The sequence below is a fragment of the Streptomyces sp. NPDC046821 genome, from assembly GCF_040645335.1.
Lineage (GTDB): Bacteria > Actinomycetota > Actinomycetes > Streptomycetales > Streptomycetaceae > Streptomyces.
On sequence record NZ_JBEYYB010000012.1, the window covers coordinates 159,856 to 182,978 of the forward strand.

At 71.7% G+C, this 23,123-nt stretch carries 18 protein-coding genes and 1 tRNA gene; 7 read left to right on the forward strand and 12 right to left on the reverse strand.

Annotation, left to right across the window (positions count from 1 at the left end):
* Positions 1-181: 181 nt before the first annotated feature.
* On the forward strand, positions 182-1,435 hold the full coding sequence (locus ABZ893_RS25145) for an amidohydrolase family protein (protein WP_361407505.1): 1,254 nt from the start codon (positions 182-184) through the stop codon (positions 1,433-1,435).
* 104 nt (positions 1,436-1,539) lie between these two features.
* The gene (locus tag ABZ893_RS25150) at positions 1,540-2,196 is read left to right on the forward strand and encodes an SDR family oxidoreductase (RefSeq protein ID WP_361407507.1); all 657 of its coding nucleotides are present in this window, start codon (positions 1,540-1,542) and stop codon (positions 2,194-2,196) included.
* Positions 2,197-2,208: 12 nt separating this feature from the next.
* Here ABZ893_RS25150 and ABZ893_RS25155 read toward each other — a convergent pair whose 3' ends face one another.
* The 4 genes from ABZ893_RS25155 to ABZ893_RS25170 all read right to left on the reverse strand — a co-directional run bounded on the left by ABZ893_RS25155 (position 2,209) and on the right by ABZ893_RS25170 (position 5,396).
* Positions 2,209-2,421: a hypothetical protein gene (locus ABZ893_RS25155; protein ID WP_361407509.1), complete on the reverse strand. Its 213-nt coding sequence runs from the start codon at positions 2,419-2,421 to the stop codon at positions 2,209-2,211.
* A 120-nt stretch (positions 2,422-2,541) separates the two neighbouring features.
* Positions 2,542-3,093: a hypothetical protein gene (locus ABZ893_RS25160; protein ID WP_361407511.1), complete on the reverse strand. Its 552-nt coding sequence runs from the start codon at positions 3,091-3,093 to the stop codon at positions 2,542-2,544.
* Between the two features lie 468 nt (positions 3,094-3,561).
* The gene (locus ABZ893_RS25165) at positions 3,562-4,866 is read right to left on the reverse strand and encodes a pentapeptide repeat-containing protein (RefSeq protein WP_361407513.1); all 1,305 of its coding nucleotides are present in this window, start codon (positions 4,864-4,866) and stop codon (positions 3,562-3,564) included.
* Between the two features lie 71 nt (positions 4,867-4,937).
* Positions 4,938-5,396 (reverse strand): DUF6009 family protein, encoded by a 459-nt coding sequence (locus ABZ893_RS25170; protein WP_361407515.1) that lies wholly within the window; start codon positions 5,394-5,396, stop codon positions 4,938-4,940.
* A gap of 98 nt (positions 5,397-5,494) precedes the next feature.
* Between ABZ893_RS25170 and ABZ893_RS25175 the strand changes: the two genes are divergently transcribed.
* Positions 5,495-5,776 carry a hypothetical protein gene (locus tag ABZ893_RS25175; protein WP_361407517.1) on the forward strand — a complete coding sequence of 94 codons (282 nt, stop codon included), beginning with the start codon at positions 5,495-5,497 and terminating at the stop codon, positions 5,774-5,776.
* A 313-nt stretch (positions 5,777-6,089) separates the two neighbouring features.
* Positions 6,090-6,473 carry a hypothetical protein gene (locus tag ABZ893_RS25180; RefSeq protein WP_361407519.1) on the forward strand — a complete coding sequence of 128 codons (384 nt, stop codon included), beginning with the start codon at positions 6,090-6,092 and terminating at the stop codon, positions 6,471-6,473.
* A gap of 155 nt (positions 6,474-6,628) precedes the next feature.
* Here the strand turns inward: ABZ893_RS25180 and ABZ893_RS25185 are convergent.
* Positions 6,629-6,710: transfer RNA gene (locus tag ABZ893_RS25185), tRNA-Tyr, on the reverse strand.
* A 216-nt stretch (positions 6,711-6,926) separates the two neighbouring features.
* On the opposite strand from ABZ893_RS25185, the gene ABZ893_RS25190 reads away from it, so the two are divergent.
* The 3 genes from ABZ893_RS25190 (at position 6,927) to ABZ893_RS25200 (ending at position 9,935) form a co-directional block, all read left to right on the forward strand.
* A complete protein-coding gene (locus ABZ893_RS25190) occupies positions 6,927-7,415 on the forward strand; it encodes a YajQ family cyclic di-GMP-binding protein (RefSeq protein ID WP_361407521.1) in 489 nt (162 codons plus the stop codon).
* Between the two features lie 121 nt (positions 7,416-7,536).
* Complete coding sequence (locus tag ABZ893_RS25195) at positions 7,537-7,959, forward strand: hypothetical protein (RefSeq protein WP_361407523.1); 423 nt, start codon at positions 7,537-7,539, stop codon at positions 7,957-7,959.
* Positions 7,959-9,935 carry a CHAT domain-containing protein gene (locus ABZ893_RS25200; RefSeq protein ID WP_361407525.1) on the forward strand — a complete coding sequence of 659 codons (1,977 nt, stop codon included), beginning with the start codon at positions 7,959-7,961 and terminating at the stop codon, positions 9,933-9,935. The genes ABZ893_RS25195 and ABZ893_RS25200 overlap by 1 nt, the downstream gene beginning before the upstream one ends.
* Here ABZ893_RS25200 and ABZ893_RS25205 read toward each other — a convergent pair.
* The 7 genes from ABZ893_RS25205 to ABZ893_RS25235 form a co-directional block, all read right to left on the reverse strand.
* Positions 9,911-10,456, reverse strand: coding sequence for a hypothetical protein (locus ABZ893_RS25205; protein ID WP_361407527.1), 546 nt, complete (start codon positions 10,454-10,456; stop codon positions 9,911-9,913). The two genes, ABZ893_RS25200 and ABZ893_RS25205, sit on opposite strands and share 25 nt — an antisense overlap.
* A gap of 28 nt (positions 10,457-10,484) precedes the next feature.
* A complete protein-coding gene (locus tag ABZ893_RS25210) occupies positions 10,485-13,124 on the reverse strand; it encodes an Hsp70 family protein (protein WP_361407529.1) in 2,640 nt (879 codons plus the stop codon).
* 105 nt (positions 13,125-13,229) lie between these two features.
* On the reverse strand, positions 13,230-13,787 hold the full coding sequence (locus ABZ893_RS25215; protein WP_361407531.1) for a hypothetical protein: 558 nt from the start codon (positions 13,785-13,787) through the stop codon (positions 13,230-13,232).
* Positions 13,771-14,232, reverse strand: a complete 462-nt coding sequence (locus ABZ893_RS25220) for a hypothetical protein (protein ID WP_361407533.1) — start codon at positions 14,230-14,232, stop codon at positions 13,771-13,773. The genes ABZ893_RS25215 and ABZ893_RS25220 overlap by 17 nt, the downstream gene beginning before the upstream one ends.
* Complete coding sequence (locus ABZ893_RS25225) at positions 14,229-18,890, reverse strand: hypothetical protein (protein ID WP_361407535.1); 4,662 nt, start codon at positions 18,888-18,890, stop codon at positions 14,229-14,231. Before ABZ893_RS25225 ends, ABZ893_RS25220 begins: the two co-directional genes overlap by 4 nt.
* Before the next feature lie 3 nt (positions 18,891-18,893).
* Positions 18,894-20,198 carry a serine/threonine-protein kinase gene (locus ABZ893_RS25230; protein WP_361407537.1) on the reverse strand — a complete coding sequence of 435 codons (1,305 nt, stop codon included), beginning with the start codon at positions 20,196-20,198 and terminating at the stop codon, positions 18,894-18,896.
* Complete coding sequence (locus ABZ893_RS25235; protein ID WP_361407539.1) at positions 20,195-23,002, reverse strand: AAA family ATPase; 2,808 nt, start codon at positions 23,000-23,002, stop codon at positions 20,195-20,197. The genes ABZ893_RS25230 and ABZ893_RS25235 overlap by 4 nt, the downstream gene beginning before the upstream one ends.
* Positions 23,003-23,123 lie beyond the last annotated feature (121 nt).

A 23,123-nucleotide genomic window follows, 5' to 3' on the forward strand; every position in this document is an offset into this window, starting at 1 on the left:
CCCTCGACTGGCGGCAACATCCGCCCCATCAGCACCGCGGCGCGACCCCGGTACGACTATTGCGCTCCTCCTCGAAGCGCGCGTGCCTCAGCTCTAGGCTCGACCCGCGCTGCGTGATCTTGTACGTCCCCCGCCGGGGCCGCCACCCGCCCACGCGGACGCCCCGAGCACCAGGAGCGCGATGCCCGACAGCCAGCCGCAGCACCCCCACTCCCCCGGCAACGACTCGACCGCCGAGAGCACCGCCCTTCTTCTGTGCGGCGCCCGGCTCACCGACGGCCGGACCGTGGACGTGCGGCTCGCCGACGGGCGCATCGAGGCGGTCGGTACGGCCGGCAGCCTCACCGCCCGCTCCGCGCGCGTGGACCTCGCGGGCTTCCTGCTGCTCCCCGCCCCCGCCGAACCCCACGCCCACGCCGACACCGCGCTGTCCGCGGAGACGGAGGGTCCGGTCTCGTACGACGGGCCCGACGTGCAGCGGCGGGCGACCGAGGCCGCGCTGCTGCAGCTCGGGCACGGCGCCACCGCGCAGCGCGCGCACGTGCGCATCGGGGACGTGCAGGGGCTCGGTCCGCTGGAGGCGGTTCTCCAGGCGCGGCGGTCGCTGCGCGGGCTCACCGATCTGCGAGCGGTCGCCATGCCCCGGCTACTGACGGGCCTGGCCGGGGCCGACGGGCTCGCGATGCTGCGGGACGCGGTGAAGATGGGCGCCTCCGTCGTGGGCGGGTGCCCGGATCTCGACCCGGACCCGACCGGTTACGTGGAGGCGGTCCTGGAGATCGCGGCGGAGCACGGCTGCCCGGTCGACCTGCACACGGACGGGCGCGATCCTGCGCGGCTCGGGCGGATCGCGACGATGGCGGGCGGGCTGCGGCCCGGGGTCACGATCGGGCCGTGCGGCGGGCTCGGGCGGGTGCCGCGCGAGGTCGCCGCGCGCACCGCCGACCAGCTCGCCGCCGCGGGAGTCACGGTGGTCTGCCTGCCGCAGGGCGGCTGCGCCGGCGTCGACGGGCGCGACACCGCTCCCGTACGGCTACTGCGTGCGGCCGGGGTGCGGGTCGCGGCGGGCAGCGGGGCGCTGCGGGACGTGGCGAACCCGGTGGGGCGCGGTGACCCGCTGGAGGCGGCGTATCTGCTGGCCTCGCGCTTCGGGCTTCGCGCGGAGGACGCGTACGACTGCGTGAGCGGGCAGGCGCGGGCGGCGCTGGGGCTGCCGGAGGTGCGGGTGGAGGCGGGCTTTCCGGCGGAGCTGATCGCCGTACGAGGTGAGCGGCTGGCGGGGGCGCTGTCGCTCGCGTACAGCCGGATCGTGATGCATCGGGGGCGGGTGGTGGCGCGCACGAGTGCGGTGCGGGAGTACTGCGATTCCGCGGCGGCGCTGGATCTTCCGCGTCAGGGGCGGGTGGCCAAGGGAGAGGGCGAGCGGGAGGGGTAAGTCCCTTACTGCTGGCCAGCTTTGATGGTGTGTCATATATAGCTGACCGGTTGGTCGGCGTGCGTCGTGCGGCGAGGGGGCACGGTGCGGCGTACGGTCGAAATATGCGCATTGTCATCGCTGGTGGTCATGGTCAGATCGCGTTGCGGCTCGAGCGTCTGCTCGCCGCGCGCGGGGACGAGGTCGCGGGCATCATCCGCCGCGCCGAGCAGGCGGGCGACCTGCGGCAGGCGGGGGCCGAGCCGTTGGTGTGCGACCTGGAATCGGCGAGCGTCGAGGACGTCGCGGGGCTTCTTACGGGTGCGGACGCGGCGGTATTCGCTGCCGGGGCGGGCCCTGGCAGCACGGCGGGACGCAAGGACACGGTGGACCGGGGCGCGGCCGTGCTGTTCGCGGACGCGGCGGAGCGGGCCGGGGTGCGGCGCTACATCGTGGTCTCGTCGATGGGCGCGGACCCGGCTCACCAGGGCGACGACATCTTCGACGTGTACCTGCGGGCCAAGGGCGAGGCGGACGCGTCCGTACGGAGCCGGTCGGGCCTGGACTGGACGATCCTGCGTCCCGGGATGCTGACGGACGACGCGGGCACGGGCCTCGTACGCCTGGAGGCGTCGACCGGGCGGGGGCCGGTGCCGCGGGACGACGTGGCGGCGGTGCTGGCGGAACTGGTGGAGACGCCGGCCACGGCGGGGCTCACGCTTGAACTGGTCTCCGGGTCGGCGCCGGTGTCGGTGGCGGTGAAGTCGGTCGCGGGGAACTGAACGGGCCGATCGTCAGAAGAGGGGGAGCTGGCCGGGGACCATCGGGACCGTGTAGCCGTCGAGGGAGGGCTGTACGGCGCCGAGCTGGGCGGGGCGGCGGGAGCCGGGGCAGGACACGAGTTCGCCGGCGGCGCGGGCGCCGGGCGGGTCGTGCCGGGCGTACCGGCCGGCCACGACGGCGATCTCACGGCGGCACTCGGGGCAGTTCCTGCGACGGGACGACATGCGCCCAGTCTGCGGCACGCATTGTCCGTACATACGAAGAAACCCCCTCCGCACTGTGAAGTCACAGCGCGGAGGGGGTTCCCCGAGTTGATGACCGACACCGCTCCGAAAGGGACGCCGTCAGGAACCGACCCGCTCGTAGCGGAGAGAGGTGTAGCCAAAGCCGTCGGAGTAGATCTGCGCGATGCTGGCGGCCCCGACGGCGTCGAGCCGTCGAGCCTGCAGTCGGATCGTTGTCGGCTTGGTGACACTGATCCGCTCGCTGATCGGTGCGGTCTGGTTGCCGCCGGCCGTGGCCTCGCCCGCGTTCAGGTTGATGATCTGGTACACCAACCGCTCGCTCTGCGACACCTCGGCGCCGGAGTTGACGTCCCACAGCCGCGCGGTGATGGACGTGTTGAGGGCCGGATTGCCTGCGAGGCGTCCGCGGACGTTCGCGTCGAGTTCGTACGTGCCGCGCTTGGGGAGGGTGACCTCGAGCGGGGTGTCGGTCCAGACGCCGTTCGGCAGGTTGACAGGCGTATTCAGCGTTGCGATCCCTCCACTGTTCGCTTTCGCTGCGGGTGCGACGGGTGCCGCACTCGCGTTGCTCGGCGCAGTGAACGCGGTGGTGGTGCCGATGAGCAGCGTTGCGGCGATGGCGGCGAGGCCGGCGCGCAGGACTGATTTCATGGTTCCTCCCGGACGAAGGCGATGCGGGATATGCCTCCGATAACGTACGGAACCTGACGCAATCTGAATGAATTGAACATGCCGATTGATCGGGTGACAGCGGCTCATGCGGCCGACAGGTGAGGTGCACGGGTGCGGCGGCCATGCGAAAGACCCCGCCGATCGGCCACGGGTGCGGCGGCCGCGGCCAACGCCCGGATCGAGGCTGCGCTGAACGATCACGCGTAGCCAGGTAACGCCGAAGGGGCCCGTTCCCAGCGTATTTGCTGGTCACGGACCCCTTCGGTCCAGTGGCGGCGCCAGGATTCGAACCTGGGAAGGCTGAGCCGGCAGATTTACAGCCCTCCGGGGTTTGACCGAATATACGGCGTCCGACCTGCGAAGACACGTCAACTGTCACCGCGGCTAGACCGCACCGTCCACGTCTCGTCCAAGGAAGTCGGGGACCACCCGCAGGACTATGCCTAGTCAGGGCTGGTTCACAGGAATCGCCGGAAAGGGTCCCCAGTCGACGGCAGTGCCAGCTTGGACACGTACGTGCGCGAAATGGACCTGCCCGCCGGTCGCTGTAGCGCCTACGAAGCTGACCGGACCGCCGGAAAATACCGCACCGTCGAAGTGGACCGTACCGCCAGAGAACACCGCGCCCCCTAGGTAGACCGTACTGCCGGAGAACACCGCACCACCGAAGTACACCCTGCCGCCGGAGAACATCGCACCGCCGAAATGCACCCTGCCGCCAGAGAACATCGCATTACCGAAGTACACCCTGCCGCCAGAGAACCTCGCATTGTCGAAGTAGACCGCGCCGCCAGAGAACACCACCTCGTCGAAGCGGACCGCACCGCCTGAGAACGTCGCGCCATCGAAGCTAACCCGGCCATCAGAGAGCACCGCACCGTCAAAACGAACCGCACCGCCGGAGAGCACCGCACCGTCAAAACGAACCACACCGCCGGAGAGCACCGCACCGTCAAAACGAACCACACCGCCGGAGAACACCGCACCGTCAAAACGAACCACACCGCCGGAGAACACCGCACCGTCAAAACGAACCACACCCCCGGAGAACACCGCACCGTTGAAGTCACCACCGTCGAAGACGGCTCCCGTGAAATCCAAGCCACTCCCACACCAAGTCACCCCGGCGGCGGGATCTTGGAGGTGATCGCGGATAGTGCGGATCATCGTGAGGCGGACCTCCCGCTCACCCTTCATGAACCCCGGTGCCGTCGGATCCGTCTCGTAGGGCATCCGAAGGTAGGCACACAGCACATCGATGCACACCTGCCGCTGTTCGGGCCAGTCGTCGGCCAGGCGTGCCATCGCGTACACACCAGCGAGACGGACCGCGGCCTGCTCGTGACCGAGCTGCTCGGCCGCCGTGGTGTACCGCTCCGCAAGCTGCGCTGCGTCGGCACGATGGGACGCTCCCTCATCGAGCAACTGCTTGCGGTACGCGTATAGGCCGGCGAGGACAGCACCGACCAACGTCAGAACCGTCACCGTCGTCTTGATGACGTCCTGGACGTTGATTGGTTCCTTGCCAGCCTCTGCGGAGAGGAGCGCATCAACGCCCTGGAAAAGGCCGTAGGCAAGCGCTCCCACGAAGCTCAGGGCAAGGGGGACAACCCACCTCATCGGCCACAGATTCGGAGTGTGACGACCCAGCTGCTTCGGGCGTCGCTTGAAAACAGGCACGCAAGCGATCGTGACGCGTCCCATGAAGCCGCGGGACACGTTTGCCCAGTCCGTGACCAGAGCCATGTCCATGGCCCCGGCGATAGCGCGAGCCCGGCGACGCGGCCTTCCTCTTTGCCGAGCCCTGGCTCCCGGATAAATCGCTACTCCTCGGAGAGCGGCGAGCCCCAAGCGCGTTCAGTGAGTTCGCCCCAGACGCCCGGAGCTACCGTCCGTGGGTCAACAGCCTCGCTCGGAGCATGGTCCCTGTACGTGCCCTTCGGCTGCTCGGACCTGTCGTAGTTCTTCACCCAGAAGACCCGCCGGGCGAACCTGCCGGGCTCATCTCCACTCGGCGCATCGGGGTTCAGTACGGCATAACCGACCCTGCGACCACTCCCGTTCCAAGCCACGGGCTTGCGGCGCGTAGTAGCGAACAGGTCAACGGACTGTCGGACGTAGTCCATCCTCTCCGCGTCCTCTGTCCAGACGATGCCGTCCTCGTGCTCAAGGGCCATGCGCTTCTCGCCCCCGAGCTCTTCGCGATGTGCCCCCTCATCGGGAAGCATTTCCTCTCCGAGCGCGTCGGGATGAGCCGCGAAGTCCTCCACCAGGCTCGCCAAGACTGCCTGCCCCTTCGCTGCGGTTGCGTACGACGGGAAGCCAATGACTCCGGTTCGAGAGCACATAGTTGCCGCCGTGGGCGTTGACGAGCACGAGCTTGCGCACGCCCTGCGCTTCGAGGGTCCTGACGCTGGGCCTGGCAGAGAGCCGCCGGGCCCAGCTCATCACCGCAGCCCGCGAGGGCGAGCCGTTCGAGGTGGACAGCGGGCTGCCCAAGTCGCTGGTCACCAAGGACCGAGACATCACCTGGTACGAGCACGCCCGCCGGTACATCGAGATGAAGTGGACCCACTCCCCAGGCTCCACGCGACGGACGCTGGCCCAAGCCATGGCCAGCGTCACGCCCGCGCTGGTCAAGGACACCAAGGGGTATGCCTGAAGCCCAGGTCGTCCGGACGGCGCTCTACAGCTGGGCCTTCAACGTGAACCGCTGGAAGGAGGAGCCGCCACCCGAGGTGGCCAGACACTCGCCTGGTTCGAGCGGAAGTCCCTGCCCACGTCTGCGCTCGACGACCGGATGAAGGTGCGGGCCGCCCTGGACGCCCTCACCAAGAAGCTGGACGGCGCAACCGCCGCTGCGTCATCCATTCGCCGGAAACGCGCGATCTTCCACAACGCGCTCGGGGTCCGCGTGGACGGATACCGGCGAGTCCCACGACAAGCGGGGCCTGAAGCATCGGCCCCGGAAGACCGTGAGGACAGTCCCCATCCCGCCCGAGCTGGTCGCACTCCTGCGCTGGCACGTCACGGCGTACGGCGCCGCTCCTGACGGCCGCCTGTTCCGTACGAGTCGCGGCGGGCTGATCCAGGACACCGGGTACTGGGAAGTCTGGGCGGAGGCCCACCAGCGGGCCCTGACACCCGCACAGCGCGCTTCCACTCTCGCGAAGCGTCCGTACGACCTTCGCCCCGCTGCGGTATCCACGTGGCTCAGTTCTGGCGTAGAGCCCCAGCTCGTAGCCAAGCGCGCCGACCACAGCGTCGCCGTCCTCTTCCGGGTGTACGCAAAGTTCCTCACCGACGGAGATGAGGCCGCGAACGCCAAGATCTCCGCTCGCCTGAACCGGCAGGGCTGAGGAGTCGGGGAGACCCCGTCCACGCGCCGTCCACGCAGTTCGAGACGGAGCGTTCGAAGCCGAGAGAGAGTGAGACAGTCCCACCCTGCCGTGAGAGCAAAAGAAAAGGTCCCTGACCTGCTGTATCAGCAGGTCAGGGACCTTTTGCCTTCCAGTGGCGGCGCCAGGATTCGAACCTGGGAAGGCTGAGCCGGCAGATTTACAGTCTGCTCCCTTTGGCCGCTCGGGCACACCGCCATGGGTTTGTCGCTTTGGATCTCCGCTGTGGGCGGTGCTCCTCGGCAACGACGTAAACGATACCTGATGGACGGGGGTGCTTCGCCACCCGATTGATCGGGACCCGGGGGCGGGGCGGTGGCTAGGCTTTGCGGGTGCGGGGCGCGCGTACGCGCAGGCCGTTTCAGACCCCGATGCACGCCCGACAGATACCCCGAACACAAGGAGCCACAGGACATGGCCGACTCCAGTTTCGACATCGTCTCGAAGGTCGAGCGGCAGGAGGTCGACAACGCCCTCAACCAGGCCGCCAAGGAGATCTCGCAGCGCTACGACTTCAAGAACGTCGGCGCCTCGATCTCGTGGTCCGGCGAGAAGATCCTGATGGAGGCCAACTCCGAGGACCGCGTCAACGCGATCCTCGACGTCTTCCAGACCAAGCTGGTCAAGCGCGGGATCTCGCTGAAGGCGCTGGACGCGGGAGAGCCGCAGCTCTCCGGCAAGGAGTACAAGATCTTCGCCTCCATCGAGGAGGGCATCTCCCAGGAGAACGCCAAGAAGGTCGCCAAGATCATCCGCGACGAGGGCCCCAAGGGCGTCAAGGCTCAGGTCCAGGGCGAGGAGCTGCGCGTCAGCTCGAAGAGCCGGGACGACCTGCAGGCCGTGCAGGCGCTGCTCAAGGGCCAGGACTTCGACTTCGCCCTGCAGTTCGTGAACTACCGGTGAGGACTTGGGTCAACTGTCACTGAGGCAGGGGCAATTGCCCTGACGTGATGGTCTGCCGCCGCTCCCGGTGCGAGGCTGGTGGGACTAGATTCCCGCTGCCCACAGGGCACAGGAGGTTGTTGTGGCGGCAGAACCCACGGTCGGCGCCGGCTCCACGATCGAACTGGCGTTGCACGGGCCGGATCCGGAGCCCGATCTGGCCGCTCTCGTCGAGGCGCTGACGGCCGCGGGGGCCGCCAGTGTCGACCGGGTGCGGCTCACGGCGCCCGCCTCCGACCAGCGCGTCGCCGAGCTGGTCGAGGTGTGCACGCTGATCATCGGCGGCGCGGTCAACGTCGTGTCGATCATCGAGACGGTACGCGGCTGGCTGGCCGCGCGCCGGGAGTCGGCGGCGCGGCGGGCTGTCACCGCCGGGGCGGACGACGTCGTACCGTCCGTCGTCATCACCATCGGGGACCAGCGCCTGGAGATCACCCATCCGTCGGACCGGGCGCAGAGCGACGCCATCGCGCGCTTTCTGGACCTGCACCGGCGGGACGGCTGATGACCACCCTCGACGTGCGCACCTCGGCGCACGGTCCGGGGCGCACGCAGTACTCGTACGGGCTGAAGTCCGGCGGGGGTTCCGTGGTGGGGCCGCTGGAGCAGGAACATGCCGTCGATGTGAGCCAGGATCTGGTCAAGGACCTGTGCAAGGAGATCGACGAGGCGCTCAAGAACGCCGGGGACGGTGACACGGCGCTCGGTCGGGTGCTCAAGCAGAAGGGGCGGCTTCTTTTCGACTCGCTGTTTCCGCGTTCCGGTGGGCCGGAGATGGTGCGGCAGTTGAAGGAGTCGAGCGGGCCGCTCCTGGTGAGCACCAACGAGTCTTTGGTTCCTTGGGAGTTGTTGCACGACGGGGACAGTTTCCTCGGGCTCGTGCACGAGCTGGGGCGGCGTTCCGTCGTGAGCCGGCCGGTGGTGGGCGGGCGGCAGTGCACTCAGGTGCGGCGGGCGCTGATCGTCGGGGACACGCTGGGGGATCTGCCGTCCGCCCGCGAGGAGAGCGAGCGGATCAGTGGCTGGCTGACCGGGCACGGGGTCGCGTGCACGGTGCTCACCGGGCGGGACGCCACCCTGACGCGAGTGATCCAGGAACTGGCCGAGGACGAGGAGCCGTACGACCTCTTCCACTACTCGGGGCATGTGTCCGGGGCCTCCGGGGCGGCCGGGCTCATGGTGCACAACCGCAAGCTCATCGACATGGACGCGCTTCAGCCGCTGGCCGGGCTCGGGGCGCCGCCCGTCGTGTTCATCAACGGCTGCGCTTCCGCCGAACCCACGCTCGAAGCCGGTGCGCGCGCGCTCGCCGAGGCATCGCTGACGATGAGCGCCTGCATGTCGTTCATGGTGATGGGCGCGAAGACCGTGGTCGGTACGCGGACGCCGGTCGGGGACGCGAGTGCGCTGCGCTTCGCCGAGGCGTTCTACGGGCAGTTGCAGGACCAGATCACGGCCGGGGCCGCGATGCGGCAGGCGCGGGCCGATCTGGAGCGGCGTGCGGACTGGGCGTGGGCGTCGTTCGTGCTGTACGGGGATCCTGAGGTGCGGATCTCTACGGCTGCGGATGGGCCTTCTCCGGTTCCGCCTGCTCCTGAAGGGCCCGAGTTCACTCCGGAGGCGGCCGAACTCCTGCGGCGGACACGGAAGTTCGCGGCCGTGCGGGGGCTTGTGACCTCGGTCGATCTGCTGATGGCGCTCCTTGAGAACGCGGAGGTACGGGAGCGGGCCGCCGCGCGCATCGGGGCTCAGCGCATGGATCTGCTGGCCAAGGTGCTCCGGGAGCTTCAGGGGCAGCGGCCGAGTGACGCGACTCAGGCGGGGGCGAGCGGTACGGCTCTTGCCTCCGTCAACGGGCACGGGCGGCGGATCGCGCTCTCCGACACCATCACGCGTGTGCTCGACGGGGCCGAGGCGTCGGCTCGGGAGGCCGGGCGGGAGATCGGGGTCGACGACATCTCGCTGGCGTTCCTCGCCACGGGGGGTGGGAGCTGTGCCGAGTTGTTGCAGCTGATCGGGGTCGCGCCGGAACGGTTGCTGCTGCCGCACGCTGACGCGCCGGCGCGCGCCGACGACGAGCGGGTGGACATCGCGGCGCTCGACCCGCGGGCGGCTTCGGCGGTGCATGTCGCGCGGCTGCTCGCTTCGGTGCAGCGCAAGAAGATCAGTACGTACATGATGCTGCGGGCGTTCGGGGTCGTCGGGAGCGAGGCGTTGCGGGGTGCGCTCGCCGCGCAGGGGGACGACGGGGCGGCCGCGTTCCGGAAGCTGGCGGGGCTCGGGAATCCGCGGCCCGGGGAGTTCTCGTCGCGGACGCTCGGGAAGGTCCAGGAGGTGTGCCGGGAGGCTCAGGAGCCCGTCGGTGAGCGGGAGTTGCTGATCGCGATGCTCACCGACGAGGACTCCACGGCGCGGACGATGCTTCGGCGGTTGGGCGTGGCGCCGGAGCTGGTTATTCAGTCGCTGCGGGGGGCTGAGTAGTAGGCGGGGGTTGGGTGGGGGCGGGGGTTGGGGGGTTTGTGGGTGGGGGGGTCGGTGGCCGGGGGCTTGGGCTTGGCTTCCGGTGCGGTGTCCGTGGGCGGGTGCTCGGGCTCGGTGGGCTCGGGCTCCAGGGGCGTACGTTGTCGCTTCGTTCCCGGATTCAGGTGGGAGAGGCCCTTCAGGGCTGTGGGGTCGTTCGGGCGGCGGGTCAGGACCTGGTGCCAGTGGTGGCGGGCCTCGTCCGGGTCGTTCAGGAGGAGGCAGGCGAGGGCCAGGGCGCTGCGGGCCTCCGCGTCGCCCGGGCACCAGTGGACGACGGCGGCGAAGTGGTCGCGGGCGATCGTCGTACGGCCTGATCTCGCCGCTTCCAGGCCCTCGTTGAAGAGTTTCGCGGGGTGGGTCCGCAGGCGGGCCCAGGCGCGTAGCGGTGTGGCGCAGGCCTGGCAGGTCTCGGCCGTGGCGGCGTTGACGGCCCGGCAGCGTGGGAGAGGGCACGCGAGGGTGCCCTGTGCGGACGTCACCAGCTCTTCCTCCCCCGCGGAGCGCCCGTCACCAGTTCCCCCTCGATGCGCGTGAAGCCGCCTGGTCCAGTGGGATGCCCGTGTCGTCCGTCTTGTCGGCGAGGAGGATCTGGGTGAGCTGGCGGAGGCGGGCGACGAGTTTGCCGGCGTCCTGGACGACCTGTTCCGGGTTGGTCGTGAGGAGCGGGGTGAGTTGTTCGAAGCGGCTCCGGATCGCGGCCAGGTCGCGTTCCTCCGAGGTCCTGCCGCGGGCCAGGGCGACCCGGCTCAGCTCCTCCACCTGCTGGAGTCCGTACCGCAGGAGGCCCTCGGCGCGGTCCTGGGCGGAGAGTTCGCCGCCGCCCGAGGAGGGGCGCAGCAGGCCCCGCAGGTACGTGAAGTGGCCCTGGAGCTGGGCGATCGCCTCGCCGTACCGGCGCTGGTCGCCGGCCGCGTGGGCGCGCTCGCCCTCGCTGCGCTGGGCCTCGATGGCGCGGATCACCTCGGGGCCATCGAACGGCTTGTCCCCGGCCGGGCCGGACTCGGTCAGGTGGGCGTGCAGGCGCAGGCAGTCGTCCACGAGGGAGTCGAACTCCCGCTTGGGCGGGCGCAGTTCCTGCTCGCCCTCGCCCAGGCCGGCCACGATCTCCTCCAGTTCGCGGAACTCGTGGACCGCCGCGGAGACGTCGCCCCGGTCGCGGGCCGCCTCGAAGGCGCGGCGGGCGGTGGTCCACTTGACCCGGACCACGTTCTGCGGGCCGGCCGCGAGATAGCCGACGTTCTCCTCGAAGCGGTGGTAGAGCTCCTGGACGACGGACGCGTCGGGCATGGGCGGGTCCACCGGCACTTCGAGAAGCGCGTCGAACGTGGTGTCCTCGCCGATGGTGCCGCGGACCGTGATGGAGGCGTCCTCCTGCATCGCCACGTTCATCCGGATCGCCGTGCCGCGTGGCGTCGACGACGGGACCTGCACCTTGATCACCTGGATCGGCACCGCCTGCTGGAAGAGTCGCAGCTCCACGTGTTCCCGGCCCGGGTGGCCGAAGTCGAAGTCGGCCTCGAAGGGCAGCTGCTGCATGGCCGGGATCAGCTCGCGGCGCCCTGTGCGGCCGTCACCCGTGTCGACTTCCAGGAGGACGGACTTGGACGTGATGGCCGCTCCCCCGGTGCCGCCGCCCGGCCGCTGGGCGCCCGAGCTGTGGGCCAGCGCGCGGCCCGCCGTGGCGAGCAGGTCGCCCTCGGCGTCGTACACCTCGAAGGTGAGCAGGCTCTCCGCGTCCGGCTGGACCGGGACCTGGGTGAAGGCGAAGGCGCCCTCCTCGGAGAGGTCCGCCTCGTCCTCGAAGCCGGTGGTGGTGAGGTGGACGCGGCCGCCGGACAGGTCGAGGCCGTCGACGAGGGCCTGGACGGTGCCGCCGACGTGCGTGGCCTCGGAGCCCGTGGCGGCGAAGCCGTGGAAGGAGACGCGGACGGTGCGGTCCTCGTCGTAGACGGCGAGGCCGCCGACGGCCGCCGCGCGGACCGCCGCGCCCAGGGCCACCGCCGTGTCGGCGTGGTCGCACACCGGCTCGGCGCAGGCCGCGCGGACCTGTCGGGCGGAACCCGGCGCCGGGTCCGCGCACAGTTCCTCCCTCACCATCTCCCTGACCAGCGGCATGTGCGTGGAGCCGCCCGCCAGGATGATGTGGTCGACGTCCGCGAGCGTGATCCCGGCCCGTTCCTCCGCGCGGCGCAGCGCCTCGTCGCAGTAGGCGAAGGTCCGCTCGATCAACGGGCGGGCGATGTCGTCGAGTTCGGGCCGCTCGAGGAGCGCGTCGATGACGACCGGACGGTTCTCCTGGTCGGTGAGGCGGCCGGTGTCGCGCAGCATGTAGTCGGGCTGGTCCGTGAGCGCCTTCTTCGCGCCCTCCGCGAGGATCTTCAGCTGGCTGAAGCGGAGGCGGTCCTCCGGGTCGTTCTCCGGGTCGAGGTCCAGGGCGTAACCGTCCGCCTGGAGCATCTTCTGGAGGTGGCGGGCGAAGGCTTCGTCGATGTCGTCGCCGCCGAGGCGGTTGTTGCCGCTGATGCCGAGGACCTCGAACGTGCCCGCCGTGCAGCGCAGGACGCTGACGTCGAAGGTGCCGCCGCCGAGGTCGTAGACGAGGAACGTGCCGTCGCGGGTGGCGGTGCGCCAGCAGTAGTGGCTCGCGGCGGCGGTCGGCTCGTGGAGCAGGCCGAGGACTTCGAGCCCGGCCTGCTCGGCGGCCTTGCGGGTGGCGTCGATCTGCGGCTGGTCGAAGTACGCCGGTACGGTCACCACGGCGCGGTCCACGATCCAGCGGACGTCCGGGCTGTCGAACGCCGCCACGTCCGTCTCGATCCGGCGCTTCATCTCGGCGAGGATCGCGGCCGAGACCTGCGCCGGGGTGTACTCCTCGCCGGCCAGGTCGACCGTCGTACGGCTGCCCATGAGGCGCTTCACCGACGTGACGGGCTCCGGACTGCTGCCCTTGCGGGCGAACGCCTTGCGGCCCACGACCAGTTCACCGCCGGCCGGGCTGCGCCAGACGCAGCTGGGCGTCGTGTACGACTTCGAGACGGGGTCGCGGTGGATGACGATCTCGCTGTCGGAGGGGTTCATCACGGCTACGGCGCTGTTGGTCGTGCCGAGGTCGATGCCTACGGCCTTGCTGACGATCTGCTGGCTCATGTGGGGTGACCGCTCCTTCTTGGCCTGCTCGTTCAGGGGTGCGTGCAGGTTGATACGTGCGTGTCAGGTGTCCGTGGGTGCGTGTCAGGTGTCCGTGGGTGCGTGTCAGGTGTCCGTGGGTTCGGGCTTCTCGGCTGATTCGGGGGCCGGCGCGCCCATGACCACCTGGGCGAAGCGCACCAGGGCGCCGTCGTGGAACACCGCGTACTCGTTCGTCTCGGCCACCACCTCGGCGGCGAACTCCGGGCTCTGCCGCCAGTGCACCGGGTCCGCCCAGTCCAGGACGTCGTCGGCGGGCAGGCCGAGGGGGTCGCGGACCTCGACCCCGGCGCCGCGCAGCAGGTCGAGCATTCGGTCCTTGACGTTCTTCAGCTCGCGGTGACGGAGCTCTTCGCCGAGGGCAGCGAGGGGCTCCTCCGCGCGGGTGACCTGCTGCTCCAACGTGCCGACGAGCACGGCGAGTTCGAAGAGCGTGGACCGGACGCGAGTCGCCGCCTCGGCCGAGGCGCCGCGCGCCGCGGCCAGGTCCTCGTGGCGGCGCTGGAGCACTCCGGCCAGTTCCGCTTCCGGGGCGGTGGTCGTCCCGTGGACCTCCGGGACGGGGCGCTCGGCGAAGTCGTCCCAGCCGGGCAGCAGATCTTCCGGTTCAGCCGAAGAGGACATCGCGCACCTCCACTTCCGGCTCCCGGTCCTGCGCGCGGGCCGCCGCAGGGGGCGTACTCACGGCCTCGCCCGTCCCTGCGACTGGCGCGGCCGCGAGCGCGCGGACCGTGCGACGCAGCGCCTGCGGCAGGTCGAAGTCGTCGGGGCGCAGGCTCCGGCCGCCGAGGTCCGCCGGGTAGGTGCGGTGGGTACGGGCGAAGGCGGCCCAGCGGCGGTCGCGGTAGTCGGTGCCGGGCGCCTCGGTCAGCTCGTAGCGCAGGCGGGCGCGCGGGTTGCGGATGAGTTCGCGCATCGCCCAGTCGTAGAGGTCGCGGTCCTGCGCGGTGGACGCGGTCTGGATGCCTTCCTCGGCCCGTTCCACGATGGCCGCCTCGGTGGCGTCGACGGGAAGTCCGAGTACGTGGAACGGGTTGGGCCGGCGGTTCGCCGACGCGGGTGTCGTCATGAGCTCAGCCTTCGCAGGATGTCTTCGATACGGGTGATGTTGTCCCGGGTGGCGGCCTCCGGCGAGATCCGCTCCGCCCGCCTCAACAAGCTGATCGCGGACCGCAGTTCACCCTCCATGGCGCCGGGACCGATACGGACCGAGCGTTCGATGTCGCTGAGCGCGGCGTTGCTCATGGCCACCGCGCGGTTGTTCATCCCGGTGGCCACGGCCCGCAGCGCCTTCGCGGCCTCGACGCGCATCCGGGGGTCGTCGCTGTCGGCGGCCACGCGCTCCGCGTCCCGCACGTGACGTTCCGCTTCGTCGAGGCGTTCGGCGTCGAGGAGGACGTAGGCCTGGTTGATCAGGGTGCTGGCGCGGAGGCGGTCGAGCGTCTTCGCCGTCGCGCCGTCCCGGGGGACGCGGTCGAGTGCGGTGAGGGCCTGCGCGTAGCGGCGCGCCTTGATGTGGTCGAGCGCGTCGCCGAACAGGGCGTCCTGGCGGTACTGCTCCAGGAGCTGCGGCGCGTTGGTGTTGGCCGGGTTCCAGTCCTGGGCCAGTTCGAAGTGGCCGATGGCCCTGGCCGTGTCCGGTTCGAGGAGTCCGCGGTCCACGTAGTGCGCGGCGAGGAGCTGGTTCTCGCGCAGGTGCGGGCGGCCTTTGGCGGAGCCGCGCGCGAGCAGTTCCGCGAAGCGGACGGCCCTGGTCACGACGGTACGCATCTGGTCCCGGTCGTCCAGCTGGTAGAGGCAGTTCTGCCACTCGTTGTGCCAGGCCAGGAGGGTGCAGAGGACTCCGGGGGCGGCGAATCCGTGGTCGACGGCGGTCGTGAGCTGCTCGATGCCCTCCTCGTAGTCCTTGTCGATGCCGTCCGGCAGGGCGCGGATCCGCTCGGGGTCGTCGGCCAGCTGCTCCGCCTCGTCCACCAGGTCCGACGACCAGTCGTCGAGCAGCGTGCCCGCGCGGTCCGCGATCCCGGTGAACAACTCGTCGTCGACGCCCGGGAGTACGCCGGCCAGCGGGCCCTCGGAGAGGAGGGTGCGGGTGACGTGGGCGCCCTGGCGCAGCGCGGTCAGGCAGTTCAGGTGCAGGCCGGCCTGGTCCTCCCGGTGTTCGGCGAGGGCGCGGGCGCCGTGGCTGCGGTGCAGGGTGAGGAGCTCGTCGGTGAGGGAGGTGCGGAGGTATTCGGCGTCGGGGGTGGTCGCGGGGTCGGGGTCGGCTGCGGGGTCCAGGTCGGCGTCGTGGCCGGACCGTGTCCCGCCGGTGCCGGGCGGTGTCCCGTCGGTTCCGGGGCGCCCGGCGAACGCCTCCCAGAACGCCGGGTGCGCGAGCAGCAGCGCCCACAGCACGGTCGCCGTGACCAGGTCCTCGTCGGCGGCTCCGGTCCGGGTGAGCTTCGCGATCGCCTCCTCCCGGTAGACCACGGCGAGGGAGTGCAGTACGGGGATGTCGCCGCGGGCCGCCTTCTTGGCGAAGTAGCGGGTCAGCTGCGCCTCGATGAGGTCCGTGCGCTCGGTCGCCAGCGCCTCCCACACCGGGCTCCCGGCCATGGCGTTCTCCAGGGCCGGGAGCCTGCCGGGACGGTCCCAGGCGGGGGCGGCGTCCGGGAAGAGATGGCTCAGGAGGGCGTCGCTACGGTCGCTGCGCTCCAGGTCGGCGCGGTGGCTGTGGGCGGGGTGCCCCTCGGGGAGGTGCCGGACGGCGCGGCCGAGCAGCTCCAGGGCGCGCATGGGGTCGCCGGCGGCGTGGGCGGCGACTGCTCGGTGGCAGAGGTACTTGCCGTATTCGGCGGCGGGGGTGTCGGTTTCGGGGGGCATGTCTGTGGCTGCGGGTGGGGGCGCGGGTGCCTTCAGGATGCGTTGCCACAGGAGGTCGGCCGTCACGTGGTCGCCGAGGGCGGCGGCGCAGCGGGCGAGGGTGACGGGGCCGAGGTCGGGCTCGGGGTCGGTCGCCGGCGGGAGGGCGTCCGCGAGGCGGCGTACGACCGCTGCCAGGTCCTCGGCGCGGCCGTCGCGGCGCCTGGCGCGGGCCAGCCTGGCGCAGAGCGCGGGCAGTACGGCGGCCAGGTCGACGAGGCCTGTCAGGTCGTGCTCACCGAGGGCCTGGGTCAGCGCATCGGCGGCTTTCGCCTTTTGTGCGGGGAGGTGACCGGCGGCCTGGACCACGAGGAGGGGGGCGGGGTGTTCTACGTCGGGCAGCGCTTCCGGGGGTTTTCCGTCCAGGGCCTGGGCGAGGAAGGCGGCGACCTGAGCGGCGGCCGTGGGTTCGCCGGCATCGGCCTCGCCGGCGGCCCGCAGTAGCCGTACCGCCTCCGGCCTCTCCCCGTTTTCGAGGGCGGCCGCGGCGAGTGACAGGGCGATCAACGGTCCGCCCCCGAAATCGGCGTCGGCCTCCCCGCCCGCCAGCGAAGCCGCCCTCCGGGCCTCGCCCCTCACCTCCGGCAGCGGCCAGGCCTCCGCCAGCCGCCCCAGCGCCTCCGCCAACTCCCGCTGTACGTCGTTACTTTCAGCCAGCAGGCAGGCCCGCCCCAGCCCCACCGCGAGCGCCTTAACCGCCCGAGCGTCACCGCCGTCGGACTCCCCCGCCCACTCCACCAACGCCTCGGCCAATACCGGCTCCACCCGCCCCGGCTCCACCAGAAGCTCCCCGAGCCCCAGCACCCAGGCCGCCCGAGGGTGATGCCGGACGACCCGCCACGGAGCACCACCGCCCCCACCGGGCCGCCCCGCACGCTCGGCCAGGACCCGCGCCGCCCGAGCCAGACGCACCGCGTCACCCGGCACCGCCGGAAGAGCCCCCGCCCCCGCGACATGCGCGTCAATGAGCCGCGCCGCCGCCTCCTCCGCCCGCTGAACGGCCCGTTCCCCGTCACCCCCGGCCCACAACGCGGCAGCCTCGCGCAGGCCGAGCACCCCGCTCTCGTAACGCGCCCGCGGAGTGGGTAGCCGGTCGAGCCGGTGCTCCGCCTCGGCCACCCGGCCGAGGGCCAGCTCCGCGCGGGCGCGCACAAGTTCCGCCTTGGGTCCGCGTACGCCGTCGAGAAGGTCCGCCGCGCGAGCGGGGTTCCCGGCGTTCAGCTCGGTCACCGCGAGGATCAGGGCGGCGCGGTCGTGACCCTGGCCGCGTGCCTCGTCGAGCAGCGAGCGGGCCCGGTCAGGGTCTCCAGGAAGCGCCAACAGGCCGCGCCACAACAGCTGTTCGGGCAGCGGAAGCCGTCCGAAGAGCGACAGAGCGGTGAGCTGGTGACCGGCCATGGCCTGCCGCCCGGCGGCGATCTCCACGCCGAGGACCGTGCGCAGCGTCTCCAGGAGTTCCGGGACCGTGGCGTCCTCCGCGCCGAGCGGGTCCCAGGCCAGATCGACACCGGGCTCCTTGCCCTCGGCGAGTTTCAGGCGGGCCGCGACGACGGCCGTGAAGGCGTGGGCGGCGCCCTGCATGGCCGTACGTTCCTCGGGCGACGGAGGCCGGCCGGGGTCGGCGTCCGTGAGGAGGCAGCCGAGCGGCCAGACGCCCGCGCCGCCGTCGGCCACCAGCGCCCGGCACCGACGCGCCGCCGCCTCCTGCTCCCCGCACAGCATCTGGGCCCACGCCGCGTGATAGCCCAGGTCGAAGCGGTCGGGGAACTCGTCGGCGACGACGACCAGGTTCTTGGCGGCCAGGTCGGCGTCGCCGTCGAGGAGCTGAGCGCGGCCGAGCGCGTACCGGCCCCAGGGGCGGCTGTCGGGGCCGTCGGCGATCGCGGCGAGCCGCTCGGCGGTCAGCGGGGCTGGCGTCGCCGGGCCGGGCGGGCCGTGGCGGCCGGGGTCGAGCTCCAGCCACTCCAACATCCGGCACAGATCGGCCAGTTCGGCGACGCGAGGCGTGAGCGCGTCGTCCCGGCCCCGCAGCGCGGCGACCCCGTCCGCGTACGCGCCGCCGTGCAACCGGGCCGCGATGAGTCCGCGCAGCGCCTCTCCGTCGTGGCGGTCGGCGGCGCAGGCGCGGGTGAAGTGGTCCGCCGCTTCGGCGCTGTCGCGGCGCACCAGCAGGGCGCCGAGGCCGAGCATCCGGTCGAGCCCCGCGAGGTACAGGCCCGCATCGCGCAGCCGGGTGGCGAACGCGCAGGCCCGCTCCACGCGCCCGGTCTCGGCGGTGAATCCGGCGCCGAGCAGCCGTCCCGCCACGTGATAAACCTCGGGCGGCACGGCCGCGTAGCGCGCCAAAATGTCTACGTAGATGGCGAGTTGGTCGTCCTCGTCGGCGCCGAGCCGGGCGAGCGCGGCTGCGGCGATGGAGCGCGACTCCTCGTGGACGAACGTGCTGCGGTGGAGGCGCGTGTAGAGCCGCACCGCGAATTCCTGGTCGCCGTGGGCGGACCGGTGGACGGCGGCGGTGGCCAGCGGGACCCAGCTCTGGTGGAGCCCGATGCGCCCCTCGGCGGCGAGGCCCTCACCGGCGTTGGCGAGGCGTTCCAGGTCGTCGGCTTTGAGGAGCGGCAGGAAGGCGGGGCCGAGGAACGACTTCTGGAACTCCTGCCACAGATCGGCGATGCGGTCCGGGTTCTCCTCGAAGCTCGCGAGGACCCGGCGCATGGCCTCCAAACCCTTGCCCGGATCGGTCTCTTCGACGGCGCTCGCCCACGCGTTCTCCAGGCGGCCGCGCCGGGACAGGCCTTTCCGCAGGGCCCGCTGTGGCTTCACCCGTCACCCCCGGTCCCGCTCGGCTCGGGCCTGCCGGGCGAACCGCTCCGCCTGGAACCGGTTCCCCGCCTTGCGGAACGCGTCCTCCGCGCGGCGGGCGAGCCGGGCGCGGTCCTGGGCGGACGGCATCAGGGCGCGCCCCCGGACAAGTTCGCAGGCGTCGGCCCAGGAGTGGGCGGCCGCGAGCTGGTCGCCGCCGGACTCGTGCACCTGCCCGATCTCGATGAGCAGGGCGAGCCGCAGCGGGTCGGCGAGGTCACCGCGGGCGAGCGCCCGGCGCAGTGCGGCGGCCGCGGGCGCCCACTGCCGCTGGGCTCGCAGCCGCCGCCCCTCTTCGAGCCCGGCCTCCCCCGGCTGCCGCACGACGGGCTGGTCGAGGACCGTGTCCAGGGCGGTGATCAGTTCCTCGGCGCTGCGGTAGCGCTGTGCGGGCCGCGGTTCGAGACAGCGCATGACGAGCGCGTCCAGGGCGGGCGGCACGAGGTTGTTGTGGGCCGAGGGGCGCAGCGGCGGCGCGTTCCGCTTCTGCTCCTGGAGCCAGTCGCCGTGCGCCGCGTCGGGGAGCGTGGGCGGCGGGGTCAGATGGGCGTACGCGTGGCGGCCGGTCAGGCCCTCGTACATCAGGAGGCCGAGCGAGTACAGGTCGGACTCGGGGACGCTGGAGCCGGCGGCGGTCTCGGGCGCCATGTACTGGAGGGTGCCGACCGTGCCGGGGGCGTGGCCGAGCTCCAGCATCCGGGCTGCGAGGCCGAAGTCGATGAGGCGGACCCAGTTGTCGCTGCCCAGGAGGACGTTGTCGGGCTTGAGGTCGCGGTGCAGGAGGGGCGGATTCAGGCGGTGCAGGCCGCGCAGCGCCACGCAGATCTGCCGGGCCCACTTGACCATGAGCGTCGCCGGGACGCGTCCCATCGAGGCGAACTCACCGGCGAGGGTGGCGCCGGGCACGTACTCCATGGCGAGGAACGCGCGGCCGCCGAGGCCCTGGGCCAGGCCGCCGTCGTACACGTGGACGAGGTGGCGGCGGGCTTCGGCGTCCGTCATGGAGTCCATCGCCTCGGCCAGCAGCAGGACGTCCTGGAACAGCTCCGCCGCGTTCTCCTCGGTCAGGCCGGAGCGCCGGGAGAGTTTGCAGGCCACGCTGCGTACGGGATGGCCGAGGATGTACTGCTCGGCGCGGAAGACGGCGCCGAAGCCGCCGCCGCCGATCCACTCGCGCAGCGCGTAACGGCCGTCGACCACCCGGCCCTGGAGTCCGCGCAGATCGGACTCGCCGGGTGCGGAGTCTCCGGGTGCGGAATCGATCGTCACTTGCCCTCCTCTCCGCTCCGGTAGGACGTGAGCAACCCGCCTTTCCCAGAAGACTGTTGAGGAACGCCAACCGGTTCCGGTCCCAGGAAGCTCACCCGTACGCGGGATGCCGCCGTCTCCTCGTCGGGGGCGGCGAACAGGGCGTCGCGGGTGGCTGCGCGGGGCGGGGGCGTGAAGCCGACGACGATCCGCGCACACGCCTGGAACTCCTCGGGGCGGTCGTCGGCCGCCGCGAGTACGGGGTTCTCGACCAGGTCGGAGAGGACCTTGGCCATGATGCGGCCGCCCTCTCGGCCGCCCGCGTCCGAGTTGAGGCGGTGCCCGAGGTCACCGGCGTAGCGCACCAGCGCCTCCGGCACGACCAGCTCCTTCTCGCGCTTCTCGCGCCAGAACGCGCGCTGCCGGTCGAGGACCTTGCGGCCGATGGCGGTCATCGCCGGGCCGTCGAGCGGCCGGAAGACGATGACGCGGCGGATGCGGGCCAGGAACTCGGGCGTGAAGACGGGCGTGCCGTCCCGGCTGCGCTCGGCCGCGAGCTTCTTGCGCACGGCCGCCGAGATCTCCTCGTCCGAACTGTCTTCGCCCAGGCGGGAGATGATCTCGTGCCCGGCGTTCGTCGTGAGGATGAAGATGGCCCGGTCGCCGTGCGCCTTCACGCCGCGCTGGTCGGTGATCCAGCCCTCGTCGAAGAGGTTCAGGAACGGCCGCAGCACCTCGGGGTGCGCCTTTTCCGCCTCGTCGAGCAGGAAGACGCAGTACGGGTCGCTGTTCAGCTCGTTGATGAGCCGCCCGCCGCGCTCGTGGCCGACGTAGCCGGGCGGCGAGCCGAGGATGCCGGACACGCTGTGCGGCTCCGTGTAGTTCTCCATGGGGTACGTCTGGAGCCGCTTGGACGCCGAGTAGAGGCTCGCGACCCGCTTGGCCAGCTCGGTCTTGCCGACGCCGGTCAGACCCGCGAACAGCAGGACCGACGCGGGCCCCGAACTGACCGACGCGAGGCCCGCCTTGATTCTCCGCAGCTCGTCCGCGACCACCCGGACCGCCTGCTCCTGCCCGACCACCTCGGCCCGAAGCGCCGTCGCGTAGTCGACCCGCTCCCCGCCCGTCCCGGCGATCTGCTCGCGCGGCATCCCCGACAACTCGGCGACCACGTCGGCCACTTCGGACAGGGTCACGACGCTGCGCTCGTCGCCCTGCTGGCGGCGCGCGTAGTCAAGGTCTTCGCAGGCGCGCCGCAGCACCTTGACGGCGGACAGCGGCAGCCGCTGGTGCCGCACGAAGTCACCGGCGAGGACGACGGCCCTGGCCACCGCGTGATGCTCGACCCGGATCCCGGCGAACTCGCTCTCCAGCGCGTCCGCCGCGAGCCGCACCATGTCCCGCGCCGCGTCCCGCTCCGGCTCGGCCATGTCGATACGGGTGGTCAGCTCCTGGAGGACGTGGTCGGCGGCGACCAGATCCTCGTAGTCGTGCTCGGCGAGGACCCCGACGAGGTGGATGCTGCGCTCCTTGAGGGCGCGGCGCAGTTCGAGGAGGTGGTCGGTGCCGCTCTGGCCGCGCAGCAGGGGGCCCAGGCCGTCGACGCAGACGACGAGGTCGGTGCGGCCCGCGACCTGGCCGATCAGGGCGGTGAGCTGGTCTCCGCTGTCCTCGGCGGCGACGTCCTTGCAGTCGACGCGCAGGAACCGCTTGCGGCGCAGGAACGGGATCTCGCCGGTGGCTGCGCGCCGGGCGAGTTCGCGCAGCAGCGTGGTGGTGCCGATGCCGGGCATTCCGGTGATCAGGACGTGGTTGTTCTCGCTGCGGTGCAGGGCGCGGCACAGCGGTTCGAAGTAGCCGTCGAGGTGGGCGGCCGGGCCGATGGCGCCCGACCGGGCCAGCCAGGTCAGATCCTCGGACGGCGGCAGGAAGGCGGCAAGGCGGAACGGGACCTCGCGGGGCGCCGCCGACCGGGACTCGCTCAGGATGTCGCGGACGCTCTCCCGCAGCCGCTTGACGTCGAGGCGCAGCGGGTCGGCGGCGAGTACGGCGGTGAGGCGCTGGGGCGGGCTGTCGAGGAGGGCGGCGAGCAGGTGCGGGGTGTCGGTCTGTTCCGCGTCCCAGCGGGCGGCCGTCGCGCGGGCCGCGTGCAGTACGTCGCGCAGGGACTCGCCGATGCTGTCGCGGTCGAGGCGGGGGGCTTCCGCGGTGCTCCGCTCGGTGATGCGGAACGCCTGGGTGATGATTTCGGTGGCCTTCACCAGGCCGACCTGGAGCGGGAGTTGGAGCCGGAAGAGGCGTTCGGCGGGGCCTTCGGTCTCCGACAGGAGCGACAGCAGCAGGTGCGGCGGCAGCAGCCGGTCGTAGCCGAGTTCGGCGGCTCGGCGGGAGGCCTGTTCCAGGGCCGCCCAGGCGTCGTCCGTGAACTCCTCGGAGCGCAGCCGGCCCGACACGTCGTCGTACAGCTCCGGCGCTTCGGTGCTCTGTACGCCGACCTGCCGGCGCAGCGCCTCGGCGGCGCGGTCCAGGTCGAGCAGCGGGGCGAGGAATTCCCGCTCGTCGGCGGAGGGGGCCTCCAGGACGCAGGCGAGCAGCAGCTCCAGACGGGCCTGCGAGCCGACGGAGTCCCGTGCGCAGCGGTTCTCGAACTCATCGAAGGCCGCGCTCAGTTCGGGCGATACGTGGTCGCGCGCGCCATCGAACGCGTACCCGTTGCCCGCGGGCGCGTACACCGCGAGCGTCTCCAGGAGGTGCTGCGGGGCCGCGCCCTCGGTGAGCGCTCCCTCGATGGCGGGAAGCACCGCGTGATCGCGGGAGTCGAGCACGGCGTGGAGAAGGTCGCCGGGGCGCAGCTGGTCGGTGGCGCGCTCGGCGGCGGACAGCAGGACGGCGGCGGTGCGGTCGTCGCCGAGGGCGTCGGGGTCGAGAAGCCCGTCGGTGAAGAGG